We start from the raw sequence: 26,448 nt of genomic DNA, 5'->3' as shown, positions 1-26,448 counted from the left end.
TAACTACTCATTAATTTCTGGATCTAAATCTAGCTTAATTCCTAATTCTTTTAGTTGTTCTTCGCTAACTTCAGCCGGAGCTTGAGTCATTGGTTCAACAGCTTTAGAATTCTTAGGGAACGCAATCACTTCACGAATGTTATCGGCACCAGCTAAGAGACGAGCAAATCGGTCTAAGCCAAGAGCAATACCACCATGAGGTGGGAAACCAAACTTCAACGCATTGATGAAGTAACCAAATTGAGCGTAAGCACTTTCCTTAGTGAAGCCAAGCGCCCGGAACATCTTTTCTTGTAATTCGGCATTGTGGATACGAATGGATCCACCACCAAGTTCCAAACCGTTCAAGATGATATCGTAGCTTTGAGCATGGGCTTTATGAGGATCTTCGCCTTCATCTAAGTAATGTTCGTCACCTTCGTTTGGAGCAGTAAATGGATGGTGAGCTGCAACCCAACGTTGATCACCTTCATCGTATTCAAACAATGGCCAATCGATTACCCAGAGGAACTTGTAAACGTCTTCTGGAATCATGTTAAGTTCGTTAGCCAAGTTAACCCGAAGAGCACCTAATGAGTCAGATACCACTTTGAAACGATCAAAGACCATAAAGATAATGTCGCCTTCTTTGGCACCTAAACGTTCAGTCAATTCTTTGTAAACTGGAGTAAGCAACTTAGCAGATGAACCACTGAAACCATCAGCTTCAACCTTAGCCCATACCAAACGCTTAACACCATAACGTTCAAGGTATTGTTCTTTTGCTTCAATATCCTTACGAGAATATTTATCAGCAGCCCCTTCAGCAACGATGGCCCGTGCTAAAATTTCGTGTTCTGAATCTTCAAAGGCTGGAGTAGCAATCTCAGCACCCTTAATGATTTCAGTAACATCTTGAATTTCCATTGCGAAACGAGCATCTGGTTGGTCAGTACCAAAACGGTCCATTGATTCTTGCCAGCTGATTCGTGGGAATGGAGTTTCAATATCCTTGTTCAAGGCTTTTTTCATTACGTTTTTCAACATACCTTCAGTTAAGTCCATGATGTCATGTTGGCTTAAGAAAGTAGTTTCCACGTCGATTTGAGTAAATTCTGGTTGGCGGTCACCACGTAAATCTTCATCACGGAAGCAACGAGCGATTTGGTAGTAACGATCAAAGCCCCCGCCCATCAACAATTGTTTGTATTGTTGTGGTGATTGAGGCAATGCGTAGAAATGACCTTTAGATACTCGGCTAGGTACTAAGTAGTCCCGAGCTCCTTCAGGAGTAGATTTAGCCAAATCAGGAGTTTCAATATCTAAGAAACCATTGTTGTCGTAAAATTCACGAACAGCCCGAGTAATGGTACTTCTAAGACGAAGTCCCCGTTGCATACTTGGACGACGTAATTCAAGGTACCGATATTTTAATAATAAATCTTCGTTAACGTCAGCATCGTCACGAATTTCAAATGGTAGTGGTTCACTAGTATTTAAAATGGTGGCTTCTTCAACGTTAACTTCAACGTTTCCGCTCTTAATATCGTGGTTTTCTTGTCCTTCTGCACGCTTAACAACTTCACCAACCACTTTGATAACGTATTCGTTTCTTACTTCTTTAGCAACGCTAAATGCTTCTTTAGAGCGGTCTTCGTTAAAGGCCAATTGAACGATGCCCTCTCTATCACGCAAATCAATAAAAATTAGCTTTCCTAAGTCACGACGGCGATCAACCCAACCGAAGAGTGTTACCTTTTGATTAAGGTAACTTTCATTTACAAGTCCCGCATAAGTAGTTCTTTCAACCATAAAAATTACATCCCTTCCTAAACGTTAATATAGTTGGTACTCCGTCAAGCTCTTTTTATGTATGAAAATACAAAAAGAGCCCCTGCACACTTAATAGTGTACAAGGGCTCGCGAGCGGTACCACCTTGATAGATACTCAAAAGATATCGCTCTTTTTTCATCTAAGAGCGGATGAAGTACGTGAATACCCCATCTCCTGGTAAGATGTCTTCGTAAAGACGATTAGCAAGTTCACACCAACCACTTGCTCTCTGAATAATCGCTAATTTACTACTGGTTCTCGTCACTGGATTTTATTTAAGGACTATATTATCACAGCCAATAAAAAATACAACCCTTTTGTTTTTCTTTTTCATGAAAAGCCTTACGGGCTAGTTATTTACTGCAAAAAAGTTTTTTTAATAATGTTTAAATGCTCATCAAAATCGTATCTAATCGGTTCTCCATTAGGGACTTCTACTAAACTAATTTCTTCATCCGAGATATTTTCTAGGTACTTAATTAAGGCCCGCATAGTACTACCATGAGCCACAATTAATTGATTTTGACCATCTAACAGGCGCGGAGCAATCTGATCTTGCCAGTAAGGTAATAACCGTTTTTGAGCCATCTGCAGACTTTCTCCACGTGGAATTGTTACTCCTAGTTTCGCATACCGCTTATCATAATCCGGAGTGGCTAACAACGGTGGCACAGTTTCAAAGCTTCGCCGCCAAATTTTAACTTGAGCTGTTCCCACTTTTTGGGCCACCACTTGCTTGTTTTGGCCACGTAAAGCACCATAGTGCCGTTCATTTAATCTCCAAGATTTATATTCTGGCAACCAAAGTTGATCGATTTCTGTCAAAATAATATTAGCGGTAATAATTGCCCGTTTTAGCATCGAGGTGTGAACAGCAGTAAAATCTAGGCCAGTATCTTGAATTAACTGCCCTGCTTGTTGTGCCTGTAGATATCCCTTAGAAGTCAGATCCACATCACTCCAACCGGTAAAAATATTATCCCGATTAGCTTGACTTTCGCCATGTCTAGTAATAATTAACGATGTCATGATAGTTCCCTCTTTACTCTCATTTCTCTTAGTGCACATTGTAGCAAAAAAGGCCTCTTTTTGACACTATTTAAGACACTGCTTGTTGTCGTTGATTATCAACGAAAGAAACTACGGATCCTAAAATAATAATTAAAATTCCGATTATCATGTTAGTAGTCAACCGTTCATGAATTAAAAGCATAGCTAAAATGGGAGCTAAAGCTGGTTTAATGAAAAAGACCAACGAAGCCATGGCTACGCCGCCCCGTTGCATTGCTAAAAAGTAAAAGGCAAAGCCGCCACCAGTTACGCAGACACTAATAAAAAATAATACTAAGAAGTGTTCCGGTGTAATGTTTGTTAAAACTGGAATATTACTAAAACTTTTTAACCAACTAGATTGATTTAACCAAGCACTAACGCCATGAATATGACTAATAGAAACTAGAATAAACAGTTCTATCGCTCCAGCAATAAATGTGTAAGCCGTCATGGGAATGCCCCCTAAATCGTCTTTAAGGGCTGCCCAGCGAGAAATGATACTGTAAAAGCCAAAAGTTAAGGCCGATAAAACACCTAACGAAGTTCCAATTGGATTAGTTAAATTGGCTGGGTTAACGATGACCACTAGTCCAATAATGGTAATTAACAAAGACACCACTTCTGCTCGGTCTAGCCGTTCGTGCAAAAGTAAAAAAGCAAACATTAACGCAAATACTGGATTGCAACTAAATAATACCGCCACTGTTGCTGGTGAATCATAAATAATGGCTAGTTGATATAACGTCATGCTAACCACAACGCACAAAAAGCCAGTTAGTGCAAACATTGAATAATCAAATAAGGATAGTTTTTGCCCATTCACTTTTAAGTCATGTCGAGCTAATGGTAGTAAAACTAACCCTCCAATCAAAAATCGAATTAAATTTAATTGGATGGGATTGTAAAGACCAGTTACGGTTTTCAAAACAATTTCCATGGAACTAAACATTAATGTAGAGATAGCTATGTAAACAAAAGTTTTTTTCACGACAACTTTACTCCTCATAAATTAATTATTTTTCCATAAGTAATACATCAATTATTGTAGCACAAAGTAAAAATCGTTTGGCCTCCATCTGGACTATGTTAGAATGTTAAAGAATGCTTAAAAAAGTACCCTACCTGATAAATAAATGGGAATTATGCCATATAATTCTCTTATAATTTTGCAAACGAGGATAGACTATGCCATCTGAAGATAATAAAAAAGATTTTGATCCGGTATACTCCCGGAGATCTGAGAATAAGCCCCACTACAAGAAAAAGAACCAAAAGAAACGGCGGATGATTGGTTGGAGCATTTTCGCCATTTTACTAATCATAATTGGTTCAGGGTTGATTTGGGGATACGGCGCATATAAAAGCGCCAAGAAAACCTTTAAAGAAACCTATGACTCCACCAATATTCAAAAATCACGAAACGTTTCGTCAGTTATTAAATCCGGCAAACCCTTAAACATCTTATTGTTAGGTACGGATACTGGTGCCCTGGGGCGTCATGATACTGGACGAACTGATACCATGATTTTAGCAAGTATCAATCCTGAAAAAGAAACCGTTTATTTAACTAGTATTGCTCGTGATACTAAGGTGGTTGTTCCTGGTGATTCTATGCCATACGAAAAAATTAATGCGGCATATACAATCGGGGGAGCCGGGACAGCTGTCAAAACGGTTCAAAACCTGTTAAACGTACCAATTGATTTTTACGCCATCATTAACATGGGTGGTTTAAAAACGATGGTTGATGCGGTTGGCGGAGTTACGGTAACCCCTCCTTTGACGTTCCAATATGGCCACGCTAACGTAACCAAGGGCCAAAAGGTAACCCTAAACGGTAAACAAGCTTTAGATTACTCTAGAATGCGTGACGATGATCCTAAGGGTGATTACGGTCGCCAAAAACGGCAAAAACAAGTTATTCAAGCATTAGTGATGAAAATGATCAATATCTCCTCACTAACCCGTTATAAGAACATTCTGTCATCATTAAACGGCAACTTTAAGAGTGACCTTACTTTTGATGATATGATTGCCATTAGAGCCAAATATGGTGATGCATCGCATCACATCAAGTCACAAACCCTTCAAGGCCAAGATGCTATGATCGATAATTTAGCTTACCAAGTGGTTTCAGACGATGAATTACTCAAAGTAACTAACAAATTACGTTCCGTTCTGGATTTATCCAAAGCTTCAGAATTAACGGATGATCAAAAAACTGCAGTTGATTCTGGTTCTAATACTACCGGTACTTATGGTACTGGTTACACCGATCCTTCTGCTACTACCGGTTATGATACTACTCAGCAACCAGTTACAAATGGTGGATATTAGTAAATAAAAAACCGAGGATAATATATCCTCGGTTTTTTATTTACTTTTGATTACGACGATAACGAACAATTTGTCCGCTTTGTAGCTTTCGATTAAAGACGTGGATTACCTGCTTAGTTTTCCGAGTTAAAATATTGATTTTCTTACCGTCTTTAGTAATCAAATAGAATCCGCGATAAAATTTGCCAAAGGCAATTTGCACTTGGACCTGTTCAATTTGATTATATGGTATTTGTATAAAACCGTTCTTGAATTGGCGTTCAAATTCAATGCCATTGTTTCCCAACGTAACGGTTCCTTGCAAACCATTCATCTGGTCCTGCATATAGCGTGCATCCACCGTTAGAATGTTAATTTCATTCAATGGTTTATGAGAGCGTGGTAACATGGATTTTCTCCTTACTTCAGTAAATTAAAAAGTTTGGTAATTCCCAATGGAATACCAAACTTTTTTAATATTAAAGTCCTAAGATTCCGGACCAGTAGCCAAGAATACCGACAACGAATAATCCTAAAATAATCCAAATAGCATTAACCTTTTTCCGAAGAAGCCAAATACATCCAAAAGTTAATAGTAATGGCATTAAACCAGGCAGAATTTGGTCAAAGACATCTTGTAAGGTAGTAACTTTAGTTTTACCGTCAGTGGTAATTTTAGAAATAACCATTGGGAAGTTCATGTTAGTCCATCTAGGAACCAGAACCCCCATGATGAACATCCCTAGAATTGATGCTCCTTCAGTTACTTTTTGAAGTAATCCGCCACCTAAACTAGAAGTGATGTTAGTTCCTTGGCGATAACCTAATTGTTGGGTTTGCCAGAAGAAAATTAACCGGAGTAAGTTCCAAACTACAAAGAAGATGATCGGTCCTAACAAACCAGAGCCACTAAGCGCTAAACTAGCAGCAAATGAACCCAATACTGGTCGCACAGTTCCCCACCAAACTGGATCACCAACACCGGCTAAAGGTCCCATCATTCCGACCTTCACACTGGTGATAGCAGCATCATCAATGTCAGCACCATTAGCACGTTGTTCTTCCATCGCTAATACAACCCCGGTAATGGCTGGTTGCATGTAAGGATGGGTGTTAAAGAATTCCATGTGTCGTTTCATGGCAGCAATTCGATCATCCTTATTAGGATAAAGACGTTTAATCGCTGGAGCCATAATATATTCAAACCCTAAGTTTTGCATTCGTTCGTAGTTCCATGATGCTTGTTCAAAACCAGCACGCCAGAAAGTACTTACTAGGTCACCATGGGTTAATTTCAATTTTTGATTTTCAGTTGTTGGATTATCAGCCATTTTTTCGCCCTCCTATAAGTCTTCTAGCTCACGGTCAAGTTCATCCTCGAGGGAATCACCGGCATCTTCTGAGCTACCTGAGTTGTTTGAATTGTATTTTGGTGTTAATTGCATGTAAATGAGGGCGAAACAAACACCCATGATACCCATTGCAATCAAGTTCAACTTATCAACCGCTGCAAGAGCGAAACCAATAAAGAACCATGGCCATAATTCGTTAGTAGCCATCATGTTAATAACCATGGCATAACCAACGGCAACGATCATCCCACCACCAATATTTAAACCATTGGTAATAACTTCTGGAATAGCCTTCATAACAGCTTGAACGGTAGAAGCACTAGCTAACATAACTACGGCAGTTGGCAAAGCAATACGTAATCCTTGCAAGCTAAGAGCAGTCAAATGAATAGCTTCCATTTGACGAACGTTACCTGCTTCAGCTGCCTTATCAGCACCATGAACCAAACCAACAACGATGGTCCGAACCAAAATAGTTAATAATTGTCCGGCAACGGCCAATGGAATAGCGATGGCAATCCCATCATGAACTGAAAGTCCTGAAGGGCCACAAACTAACCAAGCAGAAACAACTGATGCTAAAGCAGCATCGGGAGCGATTGCAGCACCAATGTTCATCCAGCCCAATGTAATTAATTGAAGGGAGCCGCCCAAGGCAACTCCGGCTGCGATGTTACCGGTTGCAATTCCAACTAAAGTACAAGCTACGATTGGTTGGTGAAATTGCCATTGATCCAAGACACCTTCCATACCGGCTAAAAAAGCAATGATAATAACTAGTATGATACTTAACATAAAATTTTCCCCTTTCTGGGATAATTTATAATAATTTCAAACACAACTTACCGATTAAATACCGGTAAGCAATAAATATATCAGGGGCTTAGAACCCTTTCTTACTAAGTAATTCCATCATGTCTTGCTTTTTATCAGCAGGCACTTTTTGAGCGTAAACATCTAAGTTGAAATCATCATGAAGTTTCCGCAATTGAGCTGCCATATCGTTATCAACAGCAATTGAGTCATTTAACATAGTCATTCCATCTGAAAAGGCGATGCTTCCAACGTCAATTCCAACTTGTGAGAAATCAACGCCACCTTCAGCTAATTTAAGCATATCAGCTGGAGTTTCAGTTAAGATAATGGCTTTGAAGACATCAAATCGCGGATCTTTGTTGATTTGAATCATCTTATCCAAAGTAATCACATTAGCTTTGACTCCAGGAGGAGCTGCTTGGGTGATTAATGTTTTTCTAAGGTTGTCTTTAGCAACTGTATCTGAAACTACCAAAATTCGATTGGGAGTTACAGATTTAGTCCAAACCGTAGCAACTTGGCCGTGAAGTAGGCGGCTATCGATTCGAGCTAGGCGAATATCCATCGTCATAGTAAATCATCTCCTTGATCTTCAACTAATTCTAAGTGCTTGACGCCTTCTTTTGCTGTTTCTTCCAAGTGAGGGACGATTTCATCCAAACTCATTGAACGAGAAGCATAGGCTTCAATTAGCATTGGCAAATTAAGCCCAGTGAGTAATGCCATGTGATCAGTATGTTCTGCAACGATTCGACTAGCCGCATTAAACGGAGAACCGCCCCAAAGATCAACTAAAAATAATACTGATGCGTCTGAGCCAAAGCTTTCAAGTGCATCATTATATTTTTTGAGCAAATCATCTGGCCCTTCATCAGGCATAAAAGTGACGCTACTTACATTTTCTTGTTGCCCGAAAATCATTTCAGCAGATTGCTTGATACCATCTGCAAACTTTCCGTGGCTGGCAATAATAATTGATAACATTCAATCCACCTCCTCTCTCATTGGTGATTGGCTAATTGCTTTTTGAAAATGAAATTCAAATTGTGAAAACAGATTCTACCAGCATTTGAGCCGTTCAAAGGGTATGTTTTTATTCTAGCATAAAAAAGCGCTTCCAACCACCACTTATTTTAGTTTTCTCAAATTTCAGAACTTTTTGTTGTAACGTTTTACTAAACTTTCAAAACAAAAGAGGGTGAAAATATTTTTCACCCTCTTTTAGAGCTAAAGCTTCAATAAATCGTTAGGTTGGTTTAATACATAGTCGGCTTTCTGAAAATTTTCATCAGCTGGCGTTCGCCATCCGGCTAACGCAAACGCCACATTAGCACTATGAGCCGCTTGCATATCATAGACAGTATCCCCCACATAAACCGTAGTTTCAGGAGTTCCGTTTAATTTTTCCATTCCCTTTAAAATCATATCCGGAGCTGGTTTACCGGTAGCAACCTCATCGGAAGTTACCACTTCATTAAAGTAGTGGTTGATGCCAATTGGAGTAAAGTCCCGTTCGAATTCACTTCGCACTTTGGAAGTCGCAATTGCTAATTTTTTAGTTTGCTTTAACTCTGCCAAAGATTCTGGAATACCAGCATATACTTTAAGGTACTTGGCATAATTCGGAATTAACTGATTCCATTCAGTCATCACTGCATCTTGGTCAGTAACGTTTAACCGTTTTAAAGCATCAATAGCTGTAATACCAAACGTAGCAGCAGCTTGGTCGTAGGTAATATCATATCCTCGTTTAACTAAAACGTCGTAGAGCGGCTTTATATACATTTTTTCAGTATCAATTAAGGTCCCATCAATATCAAAAATAAAATTTTGCATCAATTGCTCCTCCTCCATATTACTATTTCTACAATAGCATGTTCTTAAAGAACCAACCAGAATTAATTTGACAATAATCGTTTTAAATTAAAGGCACAAAAAAGACCGAAGCAAGCTGCTTCGATCCTTAGTTATGCGGCCAAGAGGGTTCGAACCTCCACCCGGGTAAATCCGGACAAGATCCTTAATCTTGCGCGTCTGCCAATTCCGCCATGGCCGCATCAACAAGAAAAATTATAGCAAATAATTATCTTGTCTGCAAGCTTTTTTTATTCTCCGCGAACGTCAGTCCCATTATGGTCAACGTTCATGATCCGTAAACTACCTTTTAGATTCATCTTTTGGAGTTCCATGCGCAACTCCGTTAATTTAGTGTAATCACCAAAAGTAGCAATAGTTGGCCCCGCTCCACTCAGGTAAGTCCCATAAATTCCTAATTCATGGGCTTTATCCCGAATAGTTTTTAACTCCGGAACCAAATCCAATCGATATGGTTCATGGAACTGGTCATTTTCAACCAAAGGAACTGCTTTTTCCCATTCACCTTGACATACCAAGCCAACAAAAACATTAGTAACACTGCTGGACTGAATAGCCGTCAAGTAGTCAATTTCTTGTGGCAACTTGGCCCGACTGGCAGCTTCACTGATTCCATCTGGACGAATATAAAACAGTGCTGAAGCATCAGGTAATTCAGCATTAACCACTTGAGCATGTTTACCATCAAAACTGGTAATGGCCATGTTACCCATCATGGCTGCCGCAACGTTTTCTGCATGGCCTTCAAACTTAGCTCCTAGATCAATCTGTTCTTCTAACGATAGATTCAACTCACCTAACACGTTAGCAATTTTAATTCCGGCTACCACGGCAGTAGTACTAGAACCTAAGCCGTGAGCAATCGGAATATCTGAAATTACCGTTAGTTGGTGCGGATGAATTTTAGGATCAATTCGTAAGATAGTTTGTACCATCAAATTATTTTCATCTGTAGGAATATTACTACCCAAAGCATGGTTAATTTGCCAACGGTCAGTCTCTTCTTCGACAATGACCGTATAGTACAAATGAAACGCTACCCCAATGGAATCCATTCCGGATCCCACGTTTGCTGAAGAAGCTGGCACTCGCACAATTGTTTTTGACATATTCTAACCTCCAACATGTTTTCTTTAATTATAAGCTATTCTGGCATCCTATGCCGAAATCAACTTCAATTTGCCATGGCACTTGCCACAACGATATTTAACAGTATTTACTAGTCTTTGACGTTCATACTGTTGACCACAACTGAGGCACTGGTAGTGGTGTAATTTTGCTCGTACCTTAACTTTTGACGTTCGCGGAGCATACCGACTGCCCCCTACTGCTAATAGTAAGGATTTAAACTCTTGATTTCGATGGTTACTGGGCACCCCCGCCAAATGCAGGTGATAATGACACAGTTCGTGTTTGACCACTCCCATTAAATTTGCCCGTGAAAATTCAGTTAACATTAACGGATTAATGTCAATGTTATGGCTGGTCAGGTGGTAACGTCCACCAGTAGTTTTCAAACGCGGATTAAAAGTTGCTTGATGCTTAAATGGCTTAGCAAAAAATTCTAAAGAAATTTGTTCTACCAATTTCTGTAATTGTTCGTTTGTCATTTGTTCTCCTATTCAGGAGCCACCATCGTTAACTGAATTCTATTACGTTTTTCATCTACTGAATCTATCCATACCGTCACAATGTCGCCCACCGAGGCTAATTTAGCTGGAGAACTAACGTAGTGATCACTCATCTTGGAAATATGCACCAAACCGTCATGTTTCACTCCGATATCCACAAATATCCCAAAATCGACCACGTTTCTAACCGTTCCTTGTAACTTCATCCCTGGTTTTAAATCTGCCATCGTTAAGACATCTTGTCTTAGAAGTGGCGCTGGCATCTCGTCTCGTAAATCTCGTCCAGGGTGTTGCAAACTAGCAATAATATCAATTAACGTTTGTTCACCGATTGCTAACTTTTGACTAACTGTGGCAATATCGATTTGGTTTAGGTGATCTTTTAATTCTTCAGTACCTAAATCAGCCTCCGTTAATCCCAACTCCTGCAGCAAAGCCAACGTTTGGGGATAACTTTCTGGATGAATGTCAGTATTATCTAACGGTGATCGACCTCCAATAATTCTTAAAAAACCTACCGATTGTTCGTATGCCTTGGGACCTAGTCGGGGAACCTTAGCTAAATTTTTTCGAGAAGCAAACGGTCCATTTTCGTTTCTGAATTTAACGATATTTTGGGCCGTGGTCTTGGTTAATCCCGAAATGTGAATTAATAACTCCGGACTAGCCGTGTTAACGTTTACCCCTACTTGGTTAACCGCTGTTTCGACCACTTGATCTAGTTGAGCTGTTAACTGTTTTTGGGACACATCATGTTGATATTGGCCCACCCCAATGGCTTGCGGGTCAATTTTAACTAATTCTGCCAGTGGATCTTGAATTCTTCGGCCAATACTAACGGCAGACCGTTCTTCCACGTTGAAATCTGGAAATTCATCCCGAGCTACTTGGCTAGCCGAGTAAACAGAAGCACCGGCTTCATTAGTAATTACGTAATAAATTGGTCGCTTAATTTTTTTCAAAGCTTCCGCTACAAATTGTTCTGATTCTCGACTAGCGGTTCCGTTACCAATCGCAATCATTTCTACTTGATACTTCTCTAGTAAATCAATAAAGGCTGGCATTGCGGCTTCTCGTTTGCTGGTGGCAGCAGGTTTGTGCGGATAAATGACTTGTTTGGCTAAAAATTTACCGTTAGCGTCCATAATCGCCAGCTTACATCCAGTCCGGTAAGCAGGATCAAAGCCCATAACAATCTTTCCCTTTAAAGGGGCTTGCATTAATAAATGATATAAATTCTCTCCAAAAACGGTAATCGCGTGAGTTTCTGCAGTTTCTGTCAATTCATTCCGGATTTCTCGTTCAATTGCTGGACCAATAAAACGTTTATAAGCGGCATCGATAGCTTCATTAAGTAAATCCGCTGCCAAACCTGAACGTTTTTGAATTAACTTAAATTGCAAGTAATTAATAATTTCATCAGTATTAGCCTCGACCTTAACGGTTAAAATGCCCTCTTTTTCACCGCGGTTAATGGCTAAAGTTCGAAATCCCGGAATAGCTTTGAGTCGTTGATTAAAGTCATAATACTGCTCGTACTTGCCCTCTTCATCTTTTTCTTGCCTGCCTTTTTTGACTTTAACTACCAAATTACCGTTTTTTTGAGTAGCAGTTAAAATCCAATCCCGAAATTGAGCATGCTCACTAATTGTTTCGGCTAATATTTCGTGGACACCAGCTAAAACGGCTTCGCGATCCGGTAATTCGGGGCTATGATTAATCATTTGATTAATTTGCGAATCTAATTGGGGAGCGAATTTAAAAACGGCTTCCGCAATTGGCGCTAATCCCAATTCCTTAGCGATCGTGGCCTTAGTCCGTCGTTTTTGTTTATATGGCAGATATAAGTTTTCTAATTGTTGCATTTTATCAGCAGCATTAATCGCTTGCTGTAACTTAGGGGTGAGAGCCCCCTGCTCTTCAATTCGTTTTAAAATATCCGCCCGACGTTTATTTAACGTTTGGATTTGGTTGGCAGTATCCATGATCGCCCGAATTTGGACTTCATCTAAATTCTGAGTCCGTTCTTTTCGGTACCTAGCAATAAATGGAACAGTGTCACCTTCTCCTAGCATATCGAGGGTGGCATTAATTTGAGCTGCCTTTAATTCCGGCAGCTGGGTTAAAATTTGTTGAGTTAGTTTTTGATCAGCCATAGTACCTTCCTTTTTGCGAAACAAAAACGACTACCAACTGGTAATCGTTAATGTAGTAATTACATTGCGCTCATAATTCGACTAGTAGTGTTCGAAATAGCAGCAATGGCAGCTTCTTGGTCTTTTTCTGATTGGTTAAACATATCAACTACCACACTGTTAGCTTCCGGATTGATGCTGTCAGTCATGGCCTGGCAAGCGTTAGTATAGTCTTCATAATGCTTAATTAATTGTTTGTGGCGACCCAAAATTTTAACCGGTACCGCCACTTTTTCTAATTTTAAGAGGTTTTCCTTGTAAATATCAGTTCCCTCTTGGAAATGCTTTTGAATCTTAGTTAATTCAGCAGTATCAATATCCGCTACTTTGTTGTCATCAACAGCTTTTCTTAAAATTTCAAAGTCATCGTTTAAGTCAGAACCATTTTGAGTAGTGGAATCAATGACTTGTGATAAAACCCCCGCATAAACTTGAACATTAGCTTGTTTCATTATCATTCTCCTATTCTAAGTGAAATACTTTTCGTTGAACCAATTTCACTATTTCTACAACTAATACCATAAGGATACCACCGAATACAACAATTAACCATTGAAAAGCTGTTAATTCGGTCACATGGAAGAGTTGGTTAAAGCCAGGAACTGCAATTGTTAACACCAATAAAATCGCTGAACTAAGCAAGGCCCAGTTAAAGAATTTATTTTTAAACACTCCTACCTTAAAGATAGATTGGTGAATGGTTTTAGAGTTAACTGCATGGAATAACTGTAATAAACCTAAGGTGGCGTAAGCCATGGTCAATGCATCTGCATGAGCTAATTCCGGACTGTGATGTACCGGAAAAGTAATTGCAAAGGCGTAAACTCCTAAAGTAATCGCCCCTTCTAATATCCCTTGATATAAGATATTACTCATTACCCCACCGGACAAGAAATTAGACTTCCTACCTCGTGGTTTACGATTCATAATTCCTGGTTCCGCTGGCTCAACTCCCAGAGCAATGGCTGGAAAAGTATCGGTCACCAAATTAATCCATAAAATTTGAACCGGTGCCAAAATTTGCCACCCCATCAAAGTCATCACGAATAAGGTTAGCACTTCGCCTAAGTTAGCTGATAACAGGTATTGCAACGCTTTTTGAATATTAGCGAACACCTTACGACCGGCCTTAACTGCGGTAACGATAGTAGCAAAATTGTCGTCGGCTAGTACCATGTCACTGGCTTCTTTAGATACTTCAGTTCCGGTAATTCCCATGCCAATTCCAATATCGGCTGCCTTTAACGCTGGGGCATCATTAACCCCATCACCAGTCATAGCAACTACCTTGCCCTTTTTCTGCCAAGCATTTACGATCCGAACCTTATGTTCTGGGGCTACTCGTGCATATACCGTATACTTAGCCACGTTTTGCTCAAATTGAGCATCACTTTGTTCGTCCAATTCAGCCCCAGTTAAAATTTGTTCCTTACCGCGTTGATTATCTAAAATTCCTAAGCGAGCAGCAATGGCCCCGGCAGTATCACTATGATCACCAGTAATCATAATTGGAGCAATTCCAGCTGCCTTGGCCTCTTTAACTGCCTGATACACTTCTGGTCGTTCTGGATCAATCATCCCGATTAACCCAACGAATACCATATCACGTTCTTGGCTTTCAGAAGTTAACTCAGCTTCCGCTGGTACTTGGTCGGTAATTCGGTATGCCATTGCCAGTACCCGTAATGCTTCAGACGCTAAATCATGATTGGTTGCCAAGATTAATTCACGATCTGCATCAGTAATGGGACGGACCTGACCATCGACATCAATCTGGGTTACTCGTTTGAGTAATTGGTCGGGTGCCCCCTTAAAAGTTACCAAAATTCGTTGGTCTGGTAATTGGTTAAACGTCGTCATAAGTTTTCGTTCCGAATCAAACGGAATTTCTGCCAGCCGTGGTCTCTCTTTAATATACTGTTCCACTTCTAAATTTTGATCTAAATAGTACTGAACTAGTGCCGTTTCCGTTGGATCCCCCAGGAGCTGACCATTATCAAATTTAGTATCGTTATTTAACAGCATCACAGCCGTTAACGGTTTAGTTGTTTCATAATCTTGAGTTACGTCGCCATGAAATTGTTGATTCACAAATACCGCTTCAACCGTCATTTTATTTTGAGTCAGTGTCCCAGTTTTATCAGAAGCAATAATGTCGGTACTTCCCAGAGTTTCCACTGCTGGTAATTTTCGAATCAATGCTTTATGACGGGCCATTTGTTGGGTTCCTAACGCTAACGTAACGGTAACGATCGCTGGTAAGCCTTCTGGAATAGCCGCTACCGCTAATGAAATCGAAGTTAACAGCATATCTAAAACTGATTCTTGACCACGTAACATTCCAATCCCGAAAACCACTACGGCAATAATTAAAATTAAAACGGTCAGCACTTTTCCTAACTGTTTCAAGTTTTCTTGAAGTGGCGTAGTGGTTTCGCTAGCTGCATCTAACATCGTGGCAATTTTTCCCACTTCCGTCTGCATCCCAGTACCAATTACCACCCCTGATCCCCGGCCGGCAGTAACGTTGCTGTTCATAAAACCTAAATCCTTACGATCCCCTAATGGTAAATCAGCGGTTTCAATAGCAGCTACTTGCTTGTTAACCGGAACGGATTCACCAGTTAACGCCGCTTCTTCAACCTTTAACGCGTTGGCGCTTAAGAAACGAATATCAGCCGGAATGATATCACCAGCTTCTAGTAACACAATGTCGCCGGGGACAATTTCAGCACTATTAATCCGCGTTTCGTGGCCGGCTCTTACCACCGTAGCCATGGGAGCAGCCATTTGCTTTAGGGAATCAATCGCATTTTCAGCTTTGGCTTCTTGAAAAACTCCAAAGACAGCGTTTAAAATTACCACCGTTAAAATAATGATGGCATCTGCACGTTCACCGGCAATGCCGGCAACAACCGCCGCAATTAGCAAAATAATAATCATTAAATCCTTAAACTGTGCTAAAAATTTTTCGATTAAAGTTGTGCGTCGTTTAGCCACCAACTTATTAGGTCCATACTGATTAAGACGTTCTGAGACCTGTTGATCCGTTAAACCCGTTTCAGTACTATGCATTGCTTTTAAAACGGTGGAGCTATCTTGCTGGTAAAATTGTTCAGTTTGATTTGCCATCTGCTTCCTCCTTATAAAGAAAAAGAGACTTATGAGCCCACATAAATATGGATTCATAAGTCTCACCGTTTAAGACATCCCGGAAACCGTAAAGTTTCACGCTGACGAGATAATCGCAGCCAACGGCCGCCGGTTACTCCCTTTTGATTATAGTTATTATAACTGTTAATTTTTAGTTTGTCACTTAAAACTACCGCCAAAAATTATCAAAGATGGTAACGGGTAAATGCCGCTTGTGTTCAGTGCGGTCGTACCAACCCTCAATCGTCTTAGCAGCTTGATCAGAAACTGGACGCCCCTCGAGGTAATCGTCAATTTCATCGTAACTAACTCCCAATGCTACTTCGTCTGGTAAGGCTGGTCGTTCTTCTTCCAAGTCAGCAGTTGGTACTTTAGCATATAAATGTTCTGGTGCTCCCAATTCTGCTAACATTTGACGTCCTTGACGTTTATCGAGTCGCCATAACGGAGTAATATCAGCGGCACCATCCCCAAATTTAGTGTAAAAACCGGTAACTGATTCCGCAGCATGATCCGTGCCAATTACTACCCCACTAGTTTCACCAGCAATCCCGTACTGGGCAATCATGCGCTGGCGAGCCTTGATATTTCCCTTATTAAAATCACTAATCATCAAATGATTGGTCTGCAAAGACTGGACGGCGGCATCCGTAGCCGCTTTAATGTCCACTCGCATGGTTTGATCGGCTTTGATAAAGTCAATAGCGGCTAGCGCATCAGACTCATCAGCCTGTACCCCATATGGCAATCGAACAGCGATAAATTGATAGCCCATATCTTGATCTTCTTGTCGTAATTCGTTAACAGCTAATTGGGCTAATTTACCAGCTAGCGTAGAATCTTGACCACCAGAAATGCCTAAGACATACGTCTTTAGTCCGGTAACTCGTAAGTATTCTTTTAAGAAATCAATTGTTCTTCTGATTTCTGTTTGCGGATCGATTTTAGTAGCAACATGTAAAGTAGCAATAATTTCAGCTTGTTTAGTTCGCATTAGTTAACCTCCTATTCGTTAGGATTGATAGAATCAACGTAAGTGCGCACTTTTTTAATGATTCGGTTCTTGTTGTCCCAGCATTCTTTAGACAAGTCCACCGGATAAAATTGTGGATTTAATTCCCGCTTATATTCTGGCCATAGCGACCGCCGATTAGCCTTAGCGTATTCCGTAATTTCTTGTAAGGTCGGCAATTCATACACTAACTTGCCGTCTTCAAAAATTGGTTGCAATACTGGTCTAGCAGTGAAGTTTTCCAAGGTCCGGTTAATATAAGTATATTGCGGGTGGAATAGATACAAGGTATCTTCTTCTCGTGGATCTTCATCGGCCAATGCCACATAATCACCTTCGGATTTGCCATCCGCTTTATCGGTTAAGCGCCAAACTTGTTTTTTGCCGGGGGTAGAAATTTTTTCAGCATTGCTAGAAATTTTAATGGTGTCAATCATTTCACCATTTTCGTCTTCTACCGAGACCATCTTGTAAACGGCGCCTAAAGCAGGTTGGTCAAATGCAGTGATCACTTTGGTTCCTACGCCCCAGATATCAATTCGAGCTCCCTGCATTTTCAAGCTGGTAATGGTTTGTTCATCTAAATCATTGGAAGCGTAAATTTTAGCATCAGGATAGCCAGCATCATCTAGCATTTGGCGAACTCGTTTAGAAATGTAAGCCATATCTCCAGAATCAATTCGCACCCCTTGAAAATCAATCTGATCGCCAAATTCCTGAGCTACCCGAATGGCACTAGGAATCCCACTACGTAAAGTATCATAAGTATCTACTAAGAAGACACAATCGTGGTGAGTTTGCGCATAGGCTTTAAAAGCAGCATAATCACTACCATAAGCTTCCACCATAGAATGCGCATGGGTTCCACTAATTGGAATCCCAAATTGTTTACCAGCTAAAACATTAGAAGTGGCATCAAAGCCACCAATAATAGCAGCACGAGTCCCCCAAATAGCAGCCGAAACTTCTTGTGCTCTGCGGCTCCCAAATTCTAATAACGGATCACTACCAGCAACCGTTCTAATGCGAGCAGCTTTAGTAGCAATTAAGGTTTGGTAATTTACAATGTTTAAAATTGCCGTTTCCACTAATTGACACTCAGCAATCGTACCTTCGACTTGTACGATTGGTTCATTGTTAAAAACCAAATCCCCTTCCAAAGCGGAGCGGATAGTTCCTTTAAACTCAAAATTTTTTAAATATTCCAAAAAGGCTGGCGAATAGTCGCCAACTGACTTCAAATAACTGATATCATCTTCAGTAAAGTGAATATTTTGGATATAATCAATTACGTGTTCCAAGCCAGCAAATACCGCGTAGCCGTTACCAAATGGTAATTTGCGGAAATAGGCTTCAAACACAGCATGCCGATTTTCAATCCCCTGTTCAAAATAAGTATCCATCATATTAATTTCATACGCGTCCGTATGAAGGGTTAAATTGTCAATTTCTGGCATGATCCCGTAAATCCTCCTTGAAGATCTAAAGTAAGTAGTAGGTACAATAAGTTAATTCTATCATTATTTTGACAGAAAAAAACCTAAAACGAAATAATTCACATGACTTGCGAAAGGAAAATTCATGAATAAGCAAACCGTTTCCATTTTAAACATCCCATTTGACGTTACTACCCTCTCCGAATTCACCTCAAAATTACATACTAAAATCAACAATCACCAAAATACTTTTGTTGTCACAGCTAATCCAGAAATTGTAATGTATGCTAACCAGCATCCTGAATACCGCAAAACTATCTCAAGTGCAGACGCCATCGTAGCGGACGGTATTGGAATTATCATTGGCGCTAAAATGCTAGATACACCACTACCAGAACGGGTCACCGGCTATGATATTTTTACTGATTTATTAACTTGGGGCAACAATAATCATAAGTCCGCCTTCTTTATCGGAGCTAAGCCTGAAGTTATTCAAAAATTAAAAACGATTCTCGCAAATAACTATCCTGATTTAGTTGTAGCCGGAATTCACGACGGTTACTTCGATGATGATCAACCGTTAGTGGATGAAATCACAACTACCCAACCAGATATGGTCTTTATTGCAACTGGTTTTCCCCAACAGGAAACATTTATCCAAAAGCACCGTCACGCTGCCAATGCCGTCTGGATTGGTTTAGGAGGTTCCTTTGACGTCCTCACTGGGACAGTTAAACGAGCTCCCCAAGTATGGCAAGATCTTCATTTAGAATGGCTTTATCGTGGTTTATCCGATCCTAAACGAATTGGCCGCCTAATGGTTTTACCCAAGTATCTAGTTAAAGTGACCCAGATCAAAATAAAAAGGAACCGAAAATAAATTCGGTTCCTTTTTATTAACCCTTTTCCAGGTAAAATTCAAAGCGATCGCCAACGTATTGAGTCCGTACATACTCAAACGGCGTATTATCTTGCAAATAAGAGATTTGTCGCAATCGTAAAATGGCGTCTCCTCGCTTAATGTCCAAAAATTCAGCAATTCGTTCTGAAGCTAACATCGCTGAGACAGTTTGTTCAGCTTTACCTAGTCGCAGATCTTTTTTCTGTTCTAAAGCCCGATATAAAGAACTAGTTACTTCGTTTTTCTCAAGACCAGCAACAATTTTTTCCGGGACGGTAGCCACTTCAAAACAAATGGGCACTCCATCTCCGTAACGAATTCGTTCCATTCGTAAAACGGGTTCGTCTTGATCAATCTTTAATTTTTCCATTTCACTTAACGATGGTTCCATGGTGTGATAAGAAATAGTTTTACTAGCGGGTTCCTTGCCGGAAGCCACCATCAATTCAGTAAAACTAGTTACCCCAGACATTTTTTCTTGAACTTTTTGGTTAGCAACGTATGTCCCAGATCCGACTCGGCGTTCTAAAATTCCTTCGTCAACCAACGTTTGAATGGCTTGACGTAACGTCATCCGACTAACCCCAAAGTTAAGTGACAATTCGCGCTCGGACGGAATGCGGTCACCAACTTGCCATTTCCCATTCTCAATATCGCGCTTGATTTCATTATGAATTTGAATATAAATTGGCAACCCCAAAGCGTCTCACTCCTTTATTTTTCGCTTACAGCTGTACCATAACTATAAGTTTGCTCAATTTGTAGCTGTTTGTCAAATACATTTAAGTCAGCATCGTAACCAACTTCCAAATGGCCCTTCTCAGGTAAGTTAAATTCGGTAGCTTGATTAGTAGAACTCATCCAGACAGCTTCTTCAATCGAACAACCAGTAAATGCAATAATATTTCTGAAAGCATCGTCAAATCGAAGTACTGAACCAGCTAAATTACCTGATTCTAGGCGTGCTTGCTTATCTTTTACAATAACCTTTTGGCCGCCTAGTTCACTAATTCCTTCTGGCATCCCTTTAGCCCGCATTGAATCGGTTACCAATTCAATTCTGTGGGGACCCTTTTGTTCATAAGCTAACTTAATCATATCAGGAACGATGTGGAAGCCATCGCAAATTAATTCCGTGTAGATATTATCTTCTAACATAGCATGGCCAGTAACTCCTGGTTCCCGGTGCTTAAATTCACGCTGAGCATTGTATAAATGGGTTACGTGACTTGCTTTACTATTTAAAAGTTGCTCTCTAGTGGCGTTACTATGCCCTACTGAAGGCACAATATTATGTTCCAAGCAGTAAGCTTCAAATTCCTTAGCGCCCTTATCTTCTGGAGCGTAAGTAATTAACCGAACCCGGTTACCAGAAAGTTCGTTCCATTGACCTAAGAGTTCTGGATTAGGATCTTGAATATACTTTTCAGGTTGAGCACCTTTAAAGATTGCCGCAATAAACGGCCCTTCTAGGTGGACCCCTTGAATTAATTTATTGTGTTGGGCTACTTCATTAATGGCCTTCATGGCGTTATTAATGTTTTCAGTAGATTGGGTCATTGTGGTAGGAAAGACACTGGTAACCCCTTCTTGAGCCATTAAATTAACCATTTGCTCTAGTTCTTCAGCATTACCATCCATTGAATCGAAACTGTAGCCACCGTGCGTATGCACGTCAATAAAACCGGGGGTGATCACCCGATCTCTTAGATAATGAATTTCGTCATCTGGTAGTGCTACGTATTCACTCATTGGACCTACGGCTTCAATTTTGGCTCCAAAGCGAATGAAACCATCTGCAATTACCCGATCTCCGGTATAAATTTTGGCGTGTTTCAAAACAGTACTCATGGTAAGACCTCCTGAATTTTTCCCAGTGGGAATCTATCATCAATTATAGATGGTCTATACCAAAATTTCAATCTCTTTCAGTTTTTCCAGTCGATTTGGCAATTGTGGCATCAATTCCACTAACTACAGAACTTAAGAAGCCCGCTTTTTCCATTGCCAAGATCCCGGCAATGGTGTCGCCACCTGGAGAACAAACCTGGTCAATCATTTCTGCTGGACTAACATCAGCATCCAACAGTGATTTAGCAGATCCTAAAGTAGTTTGAGCAGCAATTTTTGTCGCCACCTGTTTATTAAGCCCATACTTTACTCCTGCCCGGCTTAAAGCATCAATGAAGAAATCAACGTAGGCAACCGCACTACCAGAGATAGCTGAAAAGACTGCAAATTGATCCTCGGCTAATTCTAAAACCTCTCCAGTAGCAGCAAACATATCTGTAGCCTGTTGTAATGCAGTCCCGGTTAAATTATCGTTAGCAGCTACAGCCGTCATGCCAGCCCCAAATTCAGAGTTAATATTAGGTAAGGTGCGTAAAATCGGTTGGTCATTAGTAGTCATTTGAGCTAATTGATCTAATGAGATACCAGAAACGATAGAAACCAACGTTTGTTTGGGAGTTAAAGCTGATTTAATTTCAGTTAATACCGAAGTAACCACTTTAGGAACTACCGCTAAAACTACGATATCACTTTGTTTTACCAATTCAGTATTTGAAGCCACTGCTGTTAATCCGTTTTGATCAGCATAGGCCGTGTAATGATTCTTTCGAGCGCTATGAACCAAAATATTTGAAGCTGGCACGAATTCAGCTCGCAAAAGCCCCTGAACAATTGCTTGTGCCATTGCACCGACACCGATAAAGCCAATTTTCATAATCTTACCTCACTAACTTAAATTTTTGGTATAAAAAAATCACCAACGCTTCCGCATTGGTGATCACTTAGTTGGGCTAGCTGGGTTCGAACCAGCGCATCACGGGATCAAAACCCGTTGCCTTACCACTTGGCTATAGCCCAATATTAAAAATGGAGAGGAGTGGATTCGAACCACTGAACCCGAAGGAACGGATTTACAGTCCGTCGCGTTTAGCCAGACTTCGCTACCCCTCCATGTCTTGCGTTCGTTCTTTCGTACCGAACCAACGAATATAATAATACAAAATAAACCAGGATTCGTCAACCACTTTTCTCAAAAAAATTCAAAAAAATTTGTTTGGGCCTTCCACTCACTGATAAAATCACGTTTTAGCCACTCGTCATGGCGATGCGCGCGATACCCAATTGCCGGGTTATAGTAACGAGTATCCTTGATGGTAATTGGTTGAAAGTGTCTATGTAGGTGGCCAAAGACCACTAGCGGAACGTGATACTGATCAATAGTTTGTTCTAATCTTCGACTACCTAACATGCCATTTGCCACGTTAAAAAAGCGATCATCATTAGTGTAATGAATAAAGTGATGGTGGGGTACAAAATGGGTGATTAATCCGACTCGTTTGCCAACTTTTCGTGCTGATGATAATTGAGACTTAATTTGCTGTAATACTAAAGTTTCTCTTTGAGGATCCGTTATTGGTTGATCAATTTGACCATCAGTCCAATACGCTTTCTTCCAATGCCAGAATTGCTCTGGACTACGCTGTAGTTGATCAGCAAAAGAATAATCATACCACCCGTTGTTACCAATAATTCGCCAATTAGTTCCCGGTAAATCAACAAATTGATTGTTAAAATACTCCGGTACCGGTTGTGCCATTAGCTGATCATACGTTATCCCCCTCAGCATATCGTGATTTCCCGCTAAAAACTTCACGGTAGTAGTAGGTAATTTTGCTTGCAGACGTTTTACGTAATCCTCAGTTAAGGTAAAGTCATTAAACGTATCCCCAGCAATAAAAAAATACCGGACGCTCTGAGCACGCAAATAAGCCGCCTGAGCGTCGATAACGTCATTGACTGCTAAATGATTAATATCTAAATGCATATCGCTAGAAACGGCAATTTTCAATGTTTTTCTCCCACAAAAAAAGTGTTACCCATAGGATAACACTTTTTTAAAACTTTATTTAGTTGACACCTTCCATAAGGCGCTTAACTGGTTTAACCATCAAGGCTAAAACAATTCCGGCCGCGATAGCTACCAAACCAATAATGGTGAAGTAAGCAATTTCGTTTTCAGGTGTAAAGAAGCGAACAATTTGAGAGTTGACGGCTTGGCCGGCTGCGTTAGCTAGGAACCACATACTCATCATTTGAGATTCGAAGGCCTTAGGAGCCAACTTGGTGGTTACAGATAACCCAACTGGTGAAATCAACATTTCAGCAATTTCAATAATTGCCCAGCTACCTACTAACCACAATGGACTAACTTTAGAATGAGCCCCAAACATCATCACTGGTAATACCATCAAAAGGTATGAAGCACCGGCAAAGAACATCCCAGTGGAGAATTTAGTAGGTGAACTTGGTTGGCGTTTACCTAATTTAACCCAAAGAATGGTAAAGATTGGAGTGTATAACATGATGAACAATGGGTTTAATGATTGGTACCAAGCGGCAGGAATGTTAAGGCCTAAGAAGTGGTTATTAGTTTGGTTTTCAGCAAACAATGCTAATACCACTGAACCTTGTTCTGCAATAGCCCAGAAAACAGCTGCGGCAATGAATAATGGAATGTAAGCTACCACTCGTGACCGTTCAGTCTTGGTAATCTTCTTGCTAGACAAGATGATAATGAAGTAAACGATCGGAGTAAGCACACCCAAGATACTCAAGAGAGTGATAAAGCTGTTAATGTTTAATGAGCCCATCATTTGAAGAACTAATAGAATTAGGCCAAAGACCACGATTCCAATAACGATTCGAAGAGAAAGTTTCTTAGCGTCTTCTGGTTCCAATGGATCAGAAGGATAAAGACTTCCACTAGGTAAGTGTTTCTTACCACCCAAGTAGTATTGAAGAAGACCAAAGGCCATCCCAATAGCTGCTAATGAGAAACCCAGGTGGAAGTTAACGTTCATTCCTAAGTAACCCACTAATAATGGAGCCACGAAGGAACCTAAGTTAATCCCGAATACGAAAATGGTAAAACCAGAATCACGACGGGTATCTTCTTCTGTATAAAGACCCCCTACCATTTCAGAAACGTTTGGCTTTAATAGCCCAGTCCCTAAAATGATTAATGCGATAGAACCAAATAATGCGGCTGACCCCATCGGTAAGGCCAAAATAATATGACCAGCCATGATAAGAATCCCACCGTAAAAGACGGTTCTACGACTTCCCCACAAACGGTCACTCACATAACCACCAACAACTGATGATAAGTAAACTAATGAACCGTAAATCGCCATAATTGAAGCAGCAGTGGTTTCTGAGAAACCTAACCCACCTTTGGAAACACTGAAGTACATGTAGTACAACAGGATGGCTCTCATCCCGTAGTAACTAAACCGTTCCCACATTTCAGTAAAGAACAAAGTAGATAATCCACGGGGTTGGCCGAAGAAGGAAGCGTCAGATTTTTTTTCCATGTCTAAACGTTCTTGCGTTTTATCTTGCATAAAGTAATACCTCCAGGGTCAATCCGAATAATAATAATTGCTTCGAATATTATATTTTTAGTTCTCGTTTATCAAATAAACCATAGACAGTATTATAGCCTTGAATAAATCGTAAAACAATAGAAAAATGAGAAAAAATCAAATTTTTCTATTGAAAACGTCGCCATTTTCTAATTTTGTCTGATTTTTTCTCATTTTAGTTTGCTATTTATAATTTTAATAAAGTGTTGAACTAAAAATAAACTCTCTTCAGTATTCATTAATGTGTCCTGAGCGTGCGTAAACAATAATGAGTAAGTTAACGTATCACTATGCTTAATTGCTTGATTTTGGGCTTTATGAGCCTCTATCAGCGTTTGTTTAGCATCTTGCAAATATTTACTAATTATTACCTCATCAACCTCAGATTGTTCCATAGCAACTAGTGCCTGGTTCAAAAGTTGTTTAGCTTTCCCCGCCCGAGACAACATCGTCATCGAAATTTGATTTAATTCATCAATGTCCATGATTACATTGCTTGTGCTTCAGGAAGGGTTAATTCGTTTAACGTGAACTTAACTAATTTTTCGCCATTAGCCCAACCATAAACAACGTCTGGAATTTGACTAACTGGAATACCACTCTTGGATAATTCTTCCATTTCATCATGATATTGAGCTTGTGGAGCAACTAAAATTAAATCAATATCATTATCTAAATATGTATTGGCTTCTGCAAAATCTGTAGTTATATAGTTAATAGGAGCTTGATAGCCTTCAACAAAAATCTTAGCTGACTTAGCCAAAAAATCACTTGAAATACCTGCTTCACATACTAAAAGAACTGTTTTCATTATTATTTCCTCCGTTACATTCATCGATTTAATTTATCTACATCTGTATAGTAACAAATTAAAACATATACCACAAGTGATAATATCTTATTTTTTGCCTTTATATAAAGATTTTATATTAAAAATGAATCTATACCAATTTTGAATATTGATGATATATTAAAAATTGGTATAGATGTTAGTACTTAATATCAACTGATTTAAGGGCTTTGCTTTAATATTATGGACAAAAAAAGAGCAGACATTACGTCTACTCTTTATGCGATCTTATTCATATGCCGGCTGCAGGACTTGAACCTGTGACCCTCGGTTTACGATACCGATGCTCTACCAACTGAGCTAAGCCGGCATGAAACAAAGGTAAATCNATTACGTCTACTCTTTATGCGATCTTATTCATATGCCGGCTGCAGGACTTGAACCTGTGACCCTCGGTTTACGATACCGATGCTCTACCAACTGAGCTAAGCCGGCATGAAACAAAGGTAAATCAACTCCGGCAGGCGGGCTCGAACCGTCGACAACCTGATTAACAGTCAGGTGCTCTACCAACTGAGCTATGCCGGAATAAAAAAAGCGTGGCAACGTCCTACCCTCGCAGGGGGTGATCCCCCAACTACTCTCGGCGTGCAGAAGCTTAACTACTGTG

General features: G+C 40.1%; 25 protein-coding genes and 6 tRNA genes. 2 read left to right on the top strand and 29 right to left on the bottom strand.

What is annotated here, in order from left to right; all coding sequences use genetic code 11:
* Positions 1–3 precede the first annotated feature (3 nt).
* The 3 genes from aspS to OXT66_RS06220 form a co-directional block, all read right to left on the bottom strand.
* Positions 4–1,791: an aspartate--tRNA ligase gene (gene aspS, locus OXT66_RS06230; RefSeq protein ID WP_268596518.1), complete on the bottom strand. Its 1,788-nt coding sequence runs from the start codon at positions 1,789–1,791 to the stop codon at positions 4–6.
* A gap of 379 nt (positions 1,792–2,170) precedes the next feature.
* The gene (locus OXT66_RS06225) at positions 2,171–2,842 is read right to left on the bottom strand and encodes a 2,3-bisphosphoglycerate-dependent phosphoglycerate mutase (protein ID WP_268596517.1); all 672 of its coding nucleotides are present in this window, start codon (positions 2,840–2,842) and stop codon (positions 2,171–2,173) included.
* A 70-nt stretch (positions 2,843–2,912) separates the two neighbouring features.
* Positions 2,913–3,854: a DMT family transporter gene (locus tag OXT66_RS06220; protein WP_268596516.1), complete on the bottom strand. Its 942-nt coding sequence runs from the start codon at positions 3,852–3,854 to the stop codon at positions 2,913–2,915.
* Positions 3,855–4,051: 197 nt separating this feature from the next.
* On the opposite strand from OXT66_RS06220, the gene OXT66_RS06215 reads away from it, so the two are divergent.
* Positions 4,052–5,203, top strand: coding sequence for an LCP family protein (locus tag OXT66_RS06215; protein WP_268596515.1), 1,152 nt, complete (start codon positions 4,052–4,054; stop codon positions 5,201–5,203).
* A 40-nt stretch (positions 5,204–5,243) separates the two neighbouring features.
* Here the strand turns inward: OXT66_RS06215 and OXT66_RS06210 are convergent, their stop codons facing one another.
* From OXT66_RS06210 to OXT66_RS06145, 14 genes are all read right to left on the bottom strand, one after another.
* Positions 5,244–5,591, bottom strand: coding sequence for a DUF956 family protein (locus tag OXT66_RS06210; RefSeq protein ID WP_268596514.1), 348 nt, complete (start codon positions 5,589–5,591; stop codon positions 5,244–5,246).
* Between the two features lie 70 nt (positions 5,592–5,661).
* On the bottom strand, positions 5,662–6,513 hold the full coding sequence (locus OXT66_RS06205) for a PTS system mannose/fructose/sorbose family transporter subunit IID (protein ID WP_268596513.1): 852 nt from the start codon (positions 6,511–6,513) through the stop codon (positions 5,662–5,664).
* 12 nt (positions 6,514–6,525) lie between these two features.
* A complete protein-coding gene (locus OXT66_RS06200) occupies positions 6,526–7,329 on the bottom strand; it encodes a PTS mannose/fructose/sorbose transporter subunit IIC (protein WP_268596512.1) in 804 nt (267 codons plus the stop codon).
* A gap of 88 nt (positions 7,330–7,417) precedes the next feature.
* Entirely contained in the window at positions 7,418–7,921 is a 504-nt protein-coding gene (locus OXT66_RS06195; protein ID WP_054669517.1) for a PTS system mannose/fructose/N-acetylgalactosamine-transporter subunit IIB, read from the bottom strand.
* Positions 7,918–8,334: a PTS sugar transporter subunit IIA gene (locus OXT66_RS06190; protein ID WP_268596511.1), complete on the bottom strand. Its 417-nt coding sequence runs from the start codon at positions 8,332–8,334 to the stop codon at positions 7,918–7,920. Before OXT66_RS06190 ends, OXT66_RS06195 begins: the two co-directional genes overlap by 4 nt.
* Before the next feature lie 243 nt (positions 8,335–8,577).
* Entirely contained in the window at positions 8,578–9,186 is a 609-nt protein-coding gene (locus OXT66_RS06185; protein ID WP_268596510.1) for an HAD family hydrolase, read from the bottom strand.
* Positions 9,187–9,320: 134 nt separating this feature from the next.
* Positions 9,321–9,406, bottom strand: a tRNA-Leu gene (locus OXT66_RS06180).
* A 49-nt stretch (positions 9,407–9,455) separates the two neighbouring features.
* The gene (thrB, locus tag OXT66_RS06175) at positions 9,456–10,334 is read right to left on the bottom strand and encodes a homoserine kinase (RefSeq protein ID WP_268596509.1); all 879 of its coding nucleotides are present in this window, start codon (positions 10,332–10,334) and stop codon (positions 9,456–9,458) included.
* A gap of 48 nt (positions 10,335–10,382) precedes the next feature.
* Positions 10,383–10,835, bottom strand: coding sequence for a SprT family protein (locus OXT66_RS06170; protein WP_268596508.1), 453 nt, complete (start codon positions 10,833–10,835; stop codon positions 10,383–10,385).
* Between the two features lie 8 nt (positions 10,836–10,843).
* Positions 10,844–13,012 (bottom strand): Tex family protein, encoded by a 2,169-nt coding sequence (locus OXT66_RS06165; RefSeq protein WP_268596507.1) that lies wholly within the window; start codon positions 13,010–13,012, stop codon positions 10,844–10,846.
* A gap of 59 nt (positions 13,013–13,071) precedes the next feature.
* Positions 13,072–13,503, bottom strand: a complete 432-nt coding sequence (locus tag OXT66_RS06160) for a hypothetical protein (protein ID WP_268596506.1) — start codon at positions 13,501–13,503, stop codon at positions 13,072–13,074.
* A 10-nt stretch (positions 13,504–13,513) separates the two neighbouring features.
* On the bottom strand, positions 13,514–16,183 hold the full coding sequence (locus tag OXT66_RS06155; protein WP_268596505.1) for a calcium-translocating P-type ATPase, PMCA-type: 2,670 nt from the start codon (positions 16,181–16,183) through the stop codon (positions 13,514–13,516).
* A 190-nt stretch (positions 16,184–16,373) separates the two neighbouring features.
* Positions 16,374–17,198 carry an ammonia-dependent NAD(+) synthetase gene (nadE, locus tag OXT66_RS06150; RefSeq protein WP_268596504.1) on the bottom strand — a complete coding sequence of 275 codons (825 nt, stop codon included), beginning with the start codon at positions 17,196–17,198 and terminating at the stop codon, positions 16,374–16,376.
* Positions 17,199–17,209: 11 nt separating this feature from the next.
* Positions 17,210–18,673 carry a nicotinate phosphoribosyltransferase gene (locus OXT66_RS06145; protein WP_268596503.1) on the bottom strand — a complete coding sequence of 488 codons (1,464 nt, stop codon included), beginning with the start codon at positions 18,671–18,673 and terminating at the stop codon, positions 17,210–17,212.
* Between the two features lie 124 nt (positions 18,674–18,797).
* Between OXT66_RS06145 and OXT66_RS06140 the strand changes: the two genes are divergently transcribed.
* On the top strand, positions 18,798–19,532 hold the full coding sequence (locus OXT66_RS06140; RefSeq protein ID WP_268596502.1) for a WecB/TagA/CpsF family glycosyltransferase: 735 nt from the start codon (positions 18,798–18,800) through the stop codon (positions 19,530–19,532).
* Between the two features lie 16 nt (positions 19,533–19,548).
* On the opposite strand, the gene OXT66_RS06135 is transcribed toward OXT66_RS06140, so the two are convergent.
* From OXT66_RS06135 to OXT66_RS06080, 12 genes are all read right to left on the bottom strand, one after another.
* Positions 19,549–20,253 carry a GntR family transcriptional regulator gene (locus OXT66_RS06135; RefSeq protein ID WP_268596501.1) on the bottom strand — a complete coding sequence of 235 codons (705 nt, stop codon included), beginning with the start codon at positions 20,251–20,253 and terminating at the stop codon, positions 19,549–19,551.
* A 14-nt stretch (positions 20,254–20,267) separates the two neighbouring features.
* Positions 20,268–21,404, bottom strand: a complete 1,137-nt coding sequence (gene nagA / locus OXT66_RS06130) for an N-acetylglucosamine-6-phosphate deacetylase (protein WP_268596500.1) — start codon at positions 21,402–21,404, stop codon at positions 20,268–20,270.
* A 67-nt stretch (positions 21,405–21,471) separates the two neighbouring features.
* Entirely contained in the window at positions 21,472–22,278 is an 807-nt protein-coding gene (proC, locus tag OXT66_RS06125) for a pyrroline-5-carboxylate reductase (protein ID WP_268596499.1), read from the bottom strand.
* A gap of 71 nt (positions 22,279–22,349) precedes the next feature.
* Positions 22,350–22,421, bottom strand: a tRNA-Gln gene (locus OXT66_RS06120).
* A gap of 10 nt (positions 22,422–22,431) precedes the next feature.
* Positions 22,432–22,514, bottom strand: a tRNA-Tyr gene (locus OXT66_RS06115).
* A 79-nt stretch (positions 22,515–22,593) separates the two neighbouring features.
* On the bottom strand, positions 22,594–23,412 hold the full coding sequence (locus OXT66_RS06110) for a metallophosphoesterase (RefSeq protein ID WP_268596498.1): 819 nt from the start codon (positions 23,410–23,412) through the stop codon (positions 22,594–22,596).
* Positions 23,413–23,470: 58 nt separating this feature from the next.
* On the bottom strand, positions 23,471–24,967 hold the full coding sequence (locus OXT66_RS06105) for a peptide MFS transporter (RefSeq protein ID WP_268596497.1): 1,497 nt from the start codon (positions 24,965–24,967) through the stop codon (positions 23,471–23,473).
* 191 nt (positions 24,968–25,158) lie between these two features.
* Positions 25,159–25,473 (bottom strand): PTS lactose/cellobiose transporter subunit IIA, encoded by a 315-nt coding sequence (locus OXT66_RS06100; protein WP_268596496.1) that lies wholly within the window; start codon positions 25,471–25,473, stop codon positions 25,159–25,161.
* 2 nt (positions 25,474–25,475) lie between these two features.
* Positions 25,476–25,799 carry a PTS sugar transporter subunit IIB gene (locus OXT66_RS06095; protein WP_268596495.1) on the bottom strand — a complete coding sequence of 108 codons (324 nt, stop codon included), beginning with the start codon at positions 25,797–25,799 and terminating at the stop codon, positions 25,476–25,478.
* Positions 25,800–26,075: 276 nt separating this feature from the next.
* A tRNA-Thr gene (locus OXT66_RS06090) sits at positions 26,076–26,148 on the bottom strand.
* Positions 26,149–26,200: 52 nt separating this feature from the next.
* Positions 26,201–26,273 (bottom strand) — tRNA-Thr (locus tag OXT66_RS06085).
* A gap of 20 nt (positions 26,274–26,293) precedes the next feature.
* Positions 26,294–26,366, bottom strand: a tRNA-Asn gene (locus tag OXT66_RS06080).
* Positions 26,367–26,448: the final 82 nt, after the last annotated feature.

This window comes from Lentilactobacillus senioris (assembly GCF_026798195.1).
In the GTDB taxonomy this organism is placed as follows: Bacteria; Bacillota; Bacilli; order Lactobacillales; family Lactobacillaceae; genus Lentilactobacillus; species Lentilactobacillus senioris_A.
Note: the sequence above shows the minus strand (reverse complement) of the source record. Positions and strands in the feature narration are given on the sequence as shown.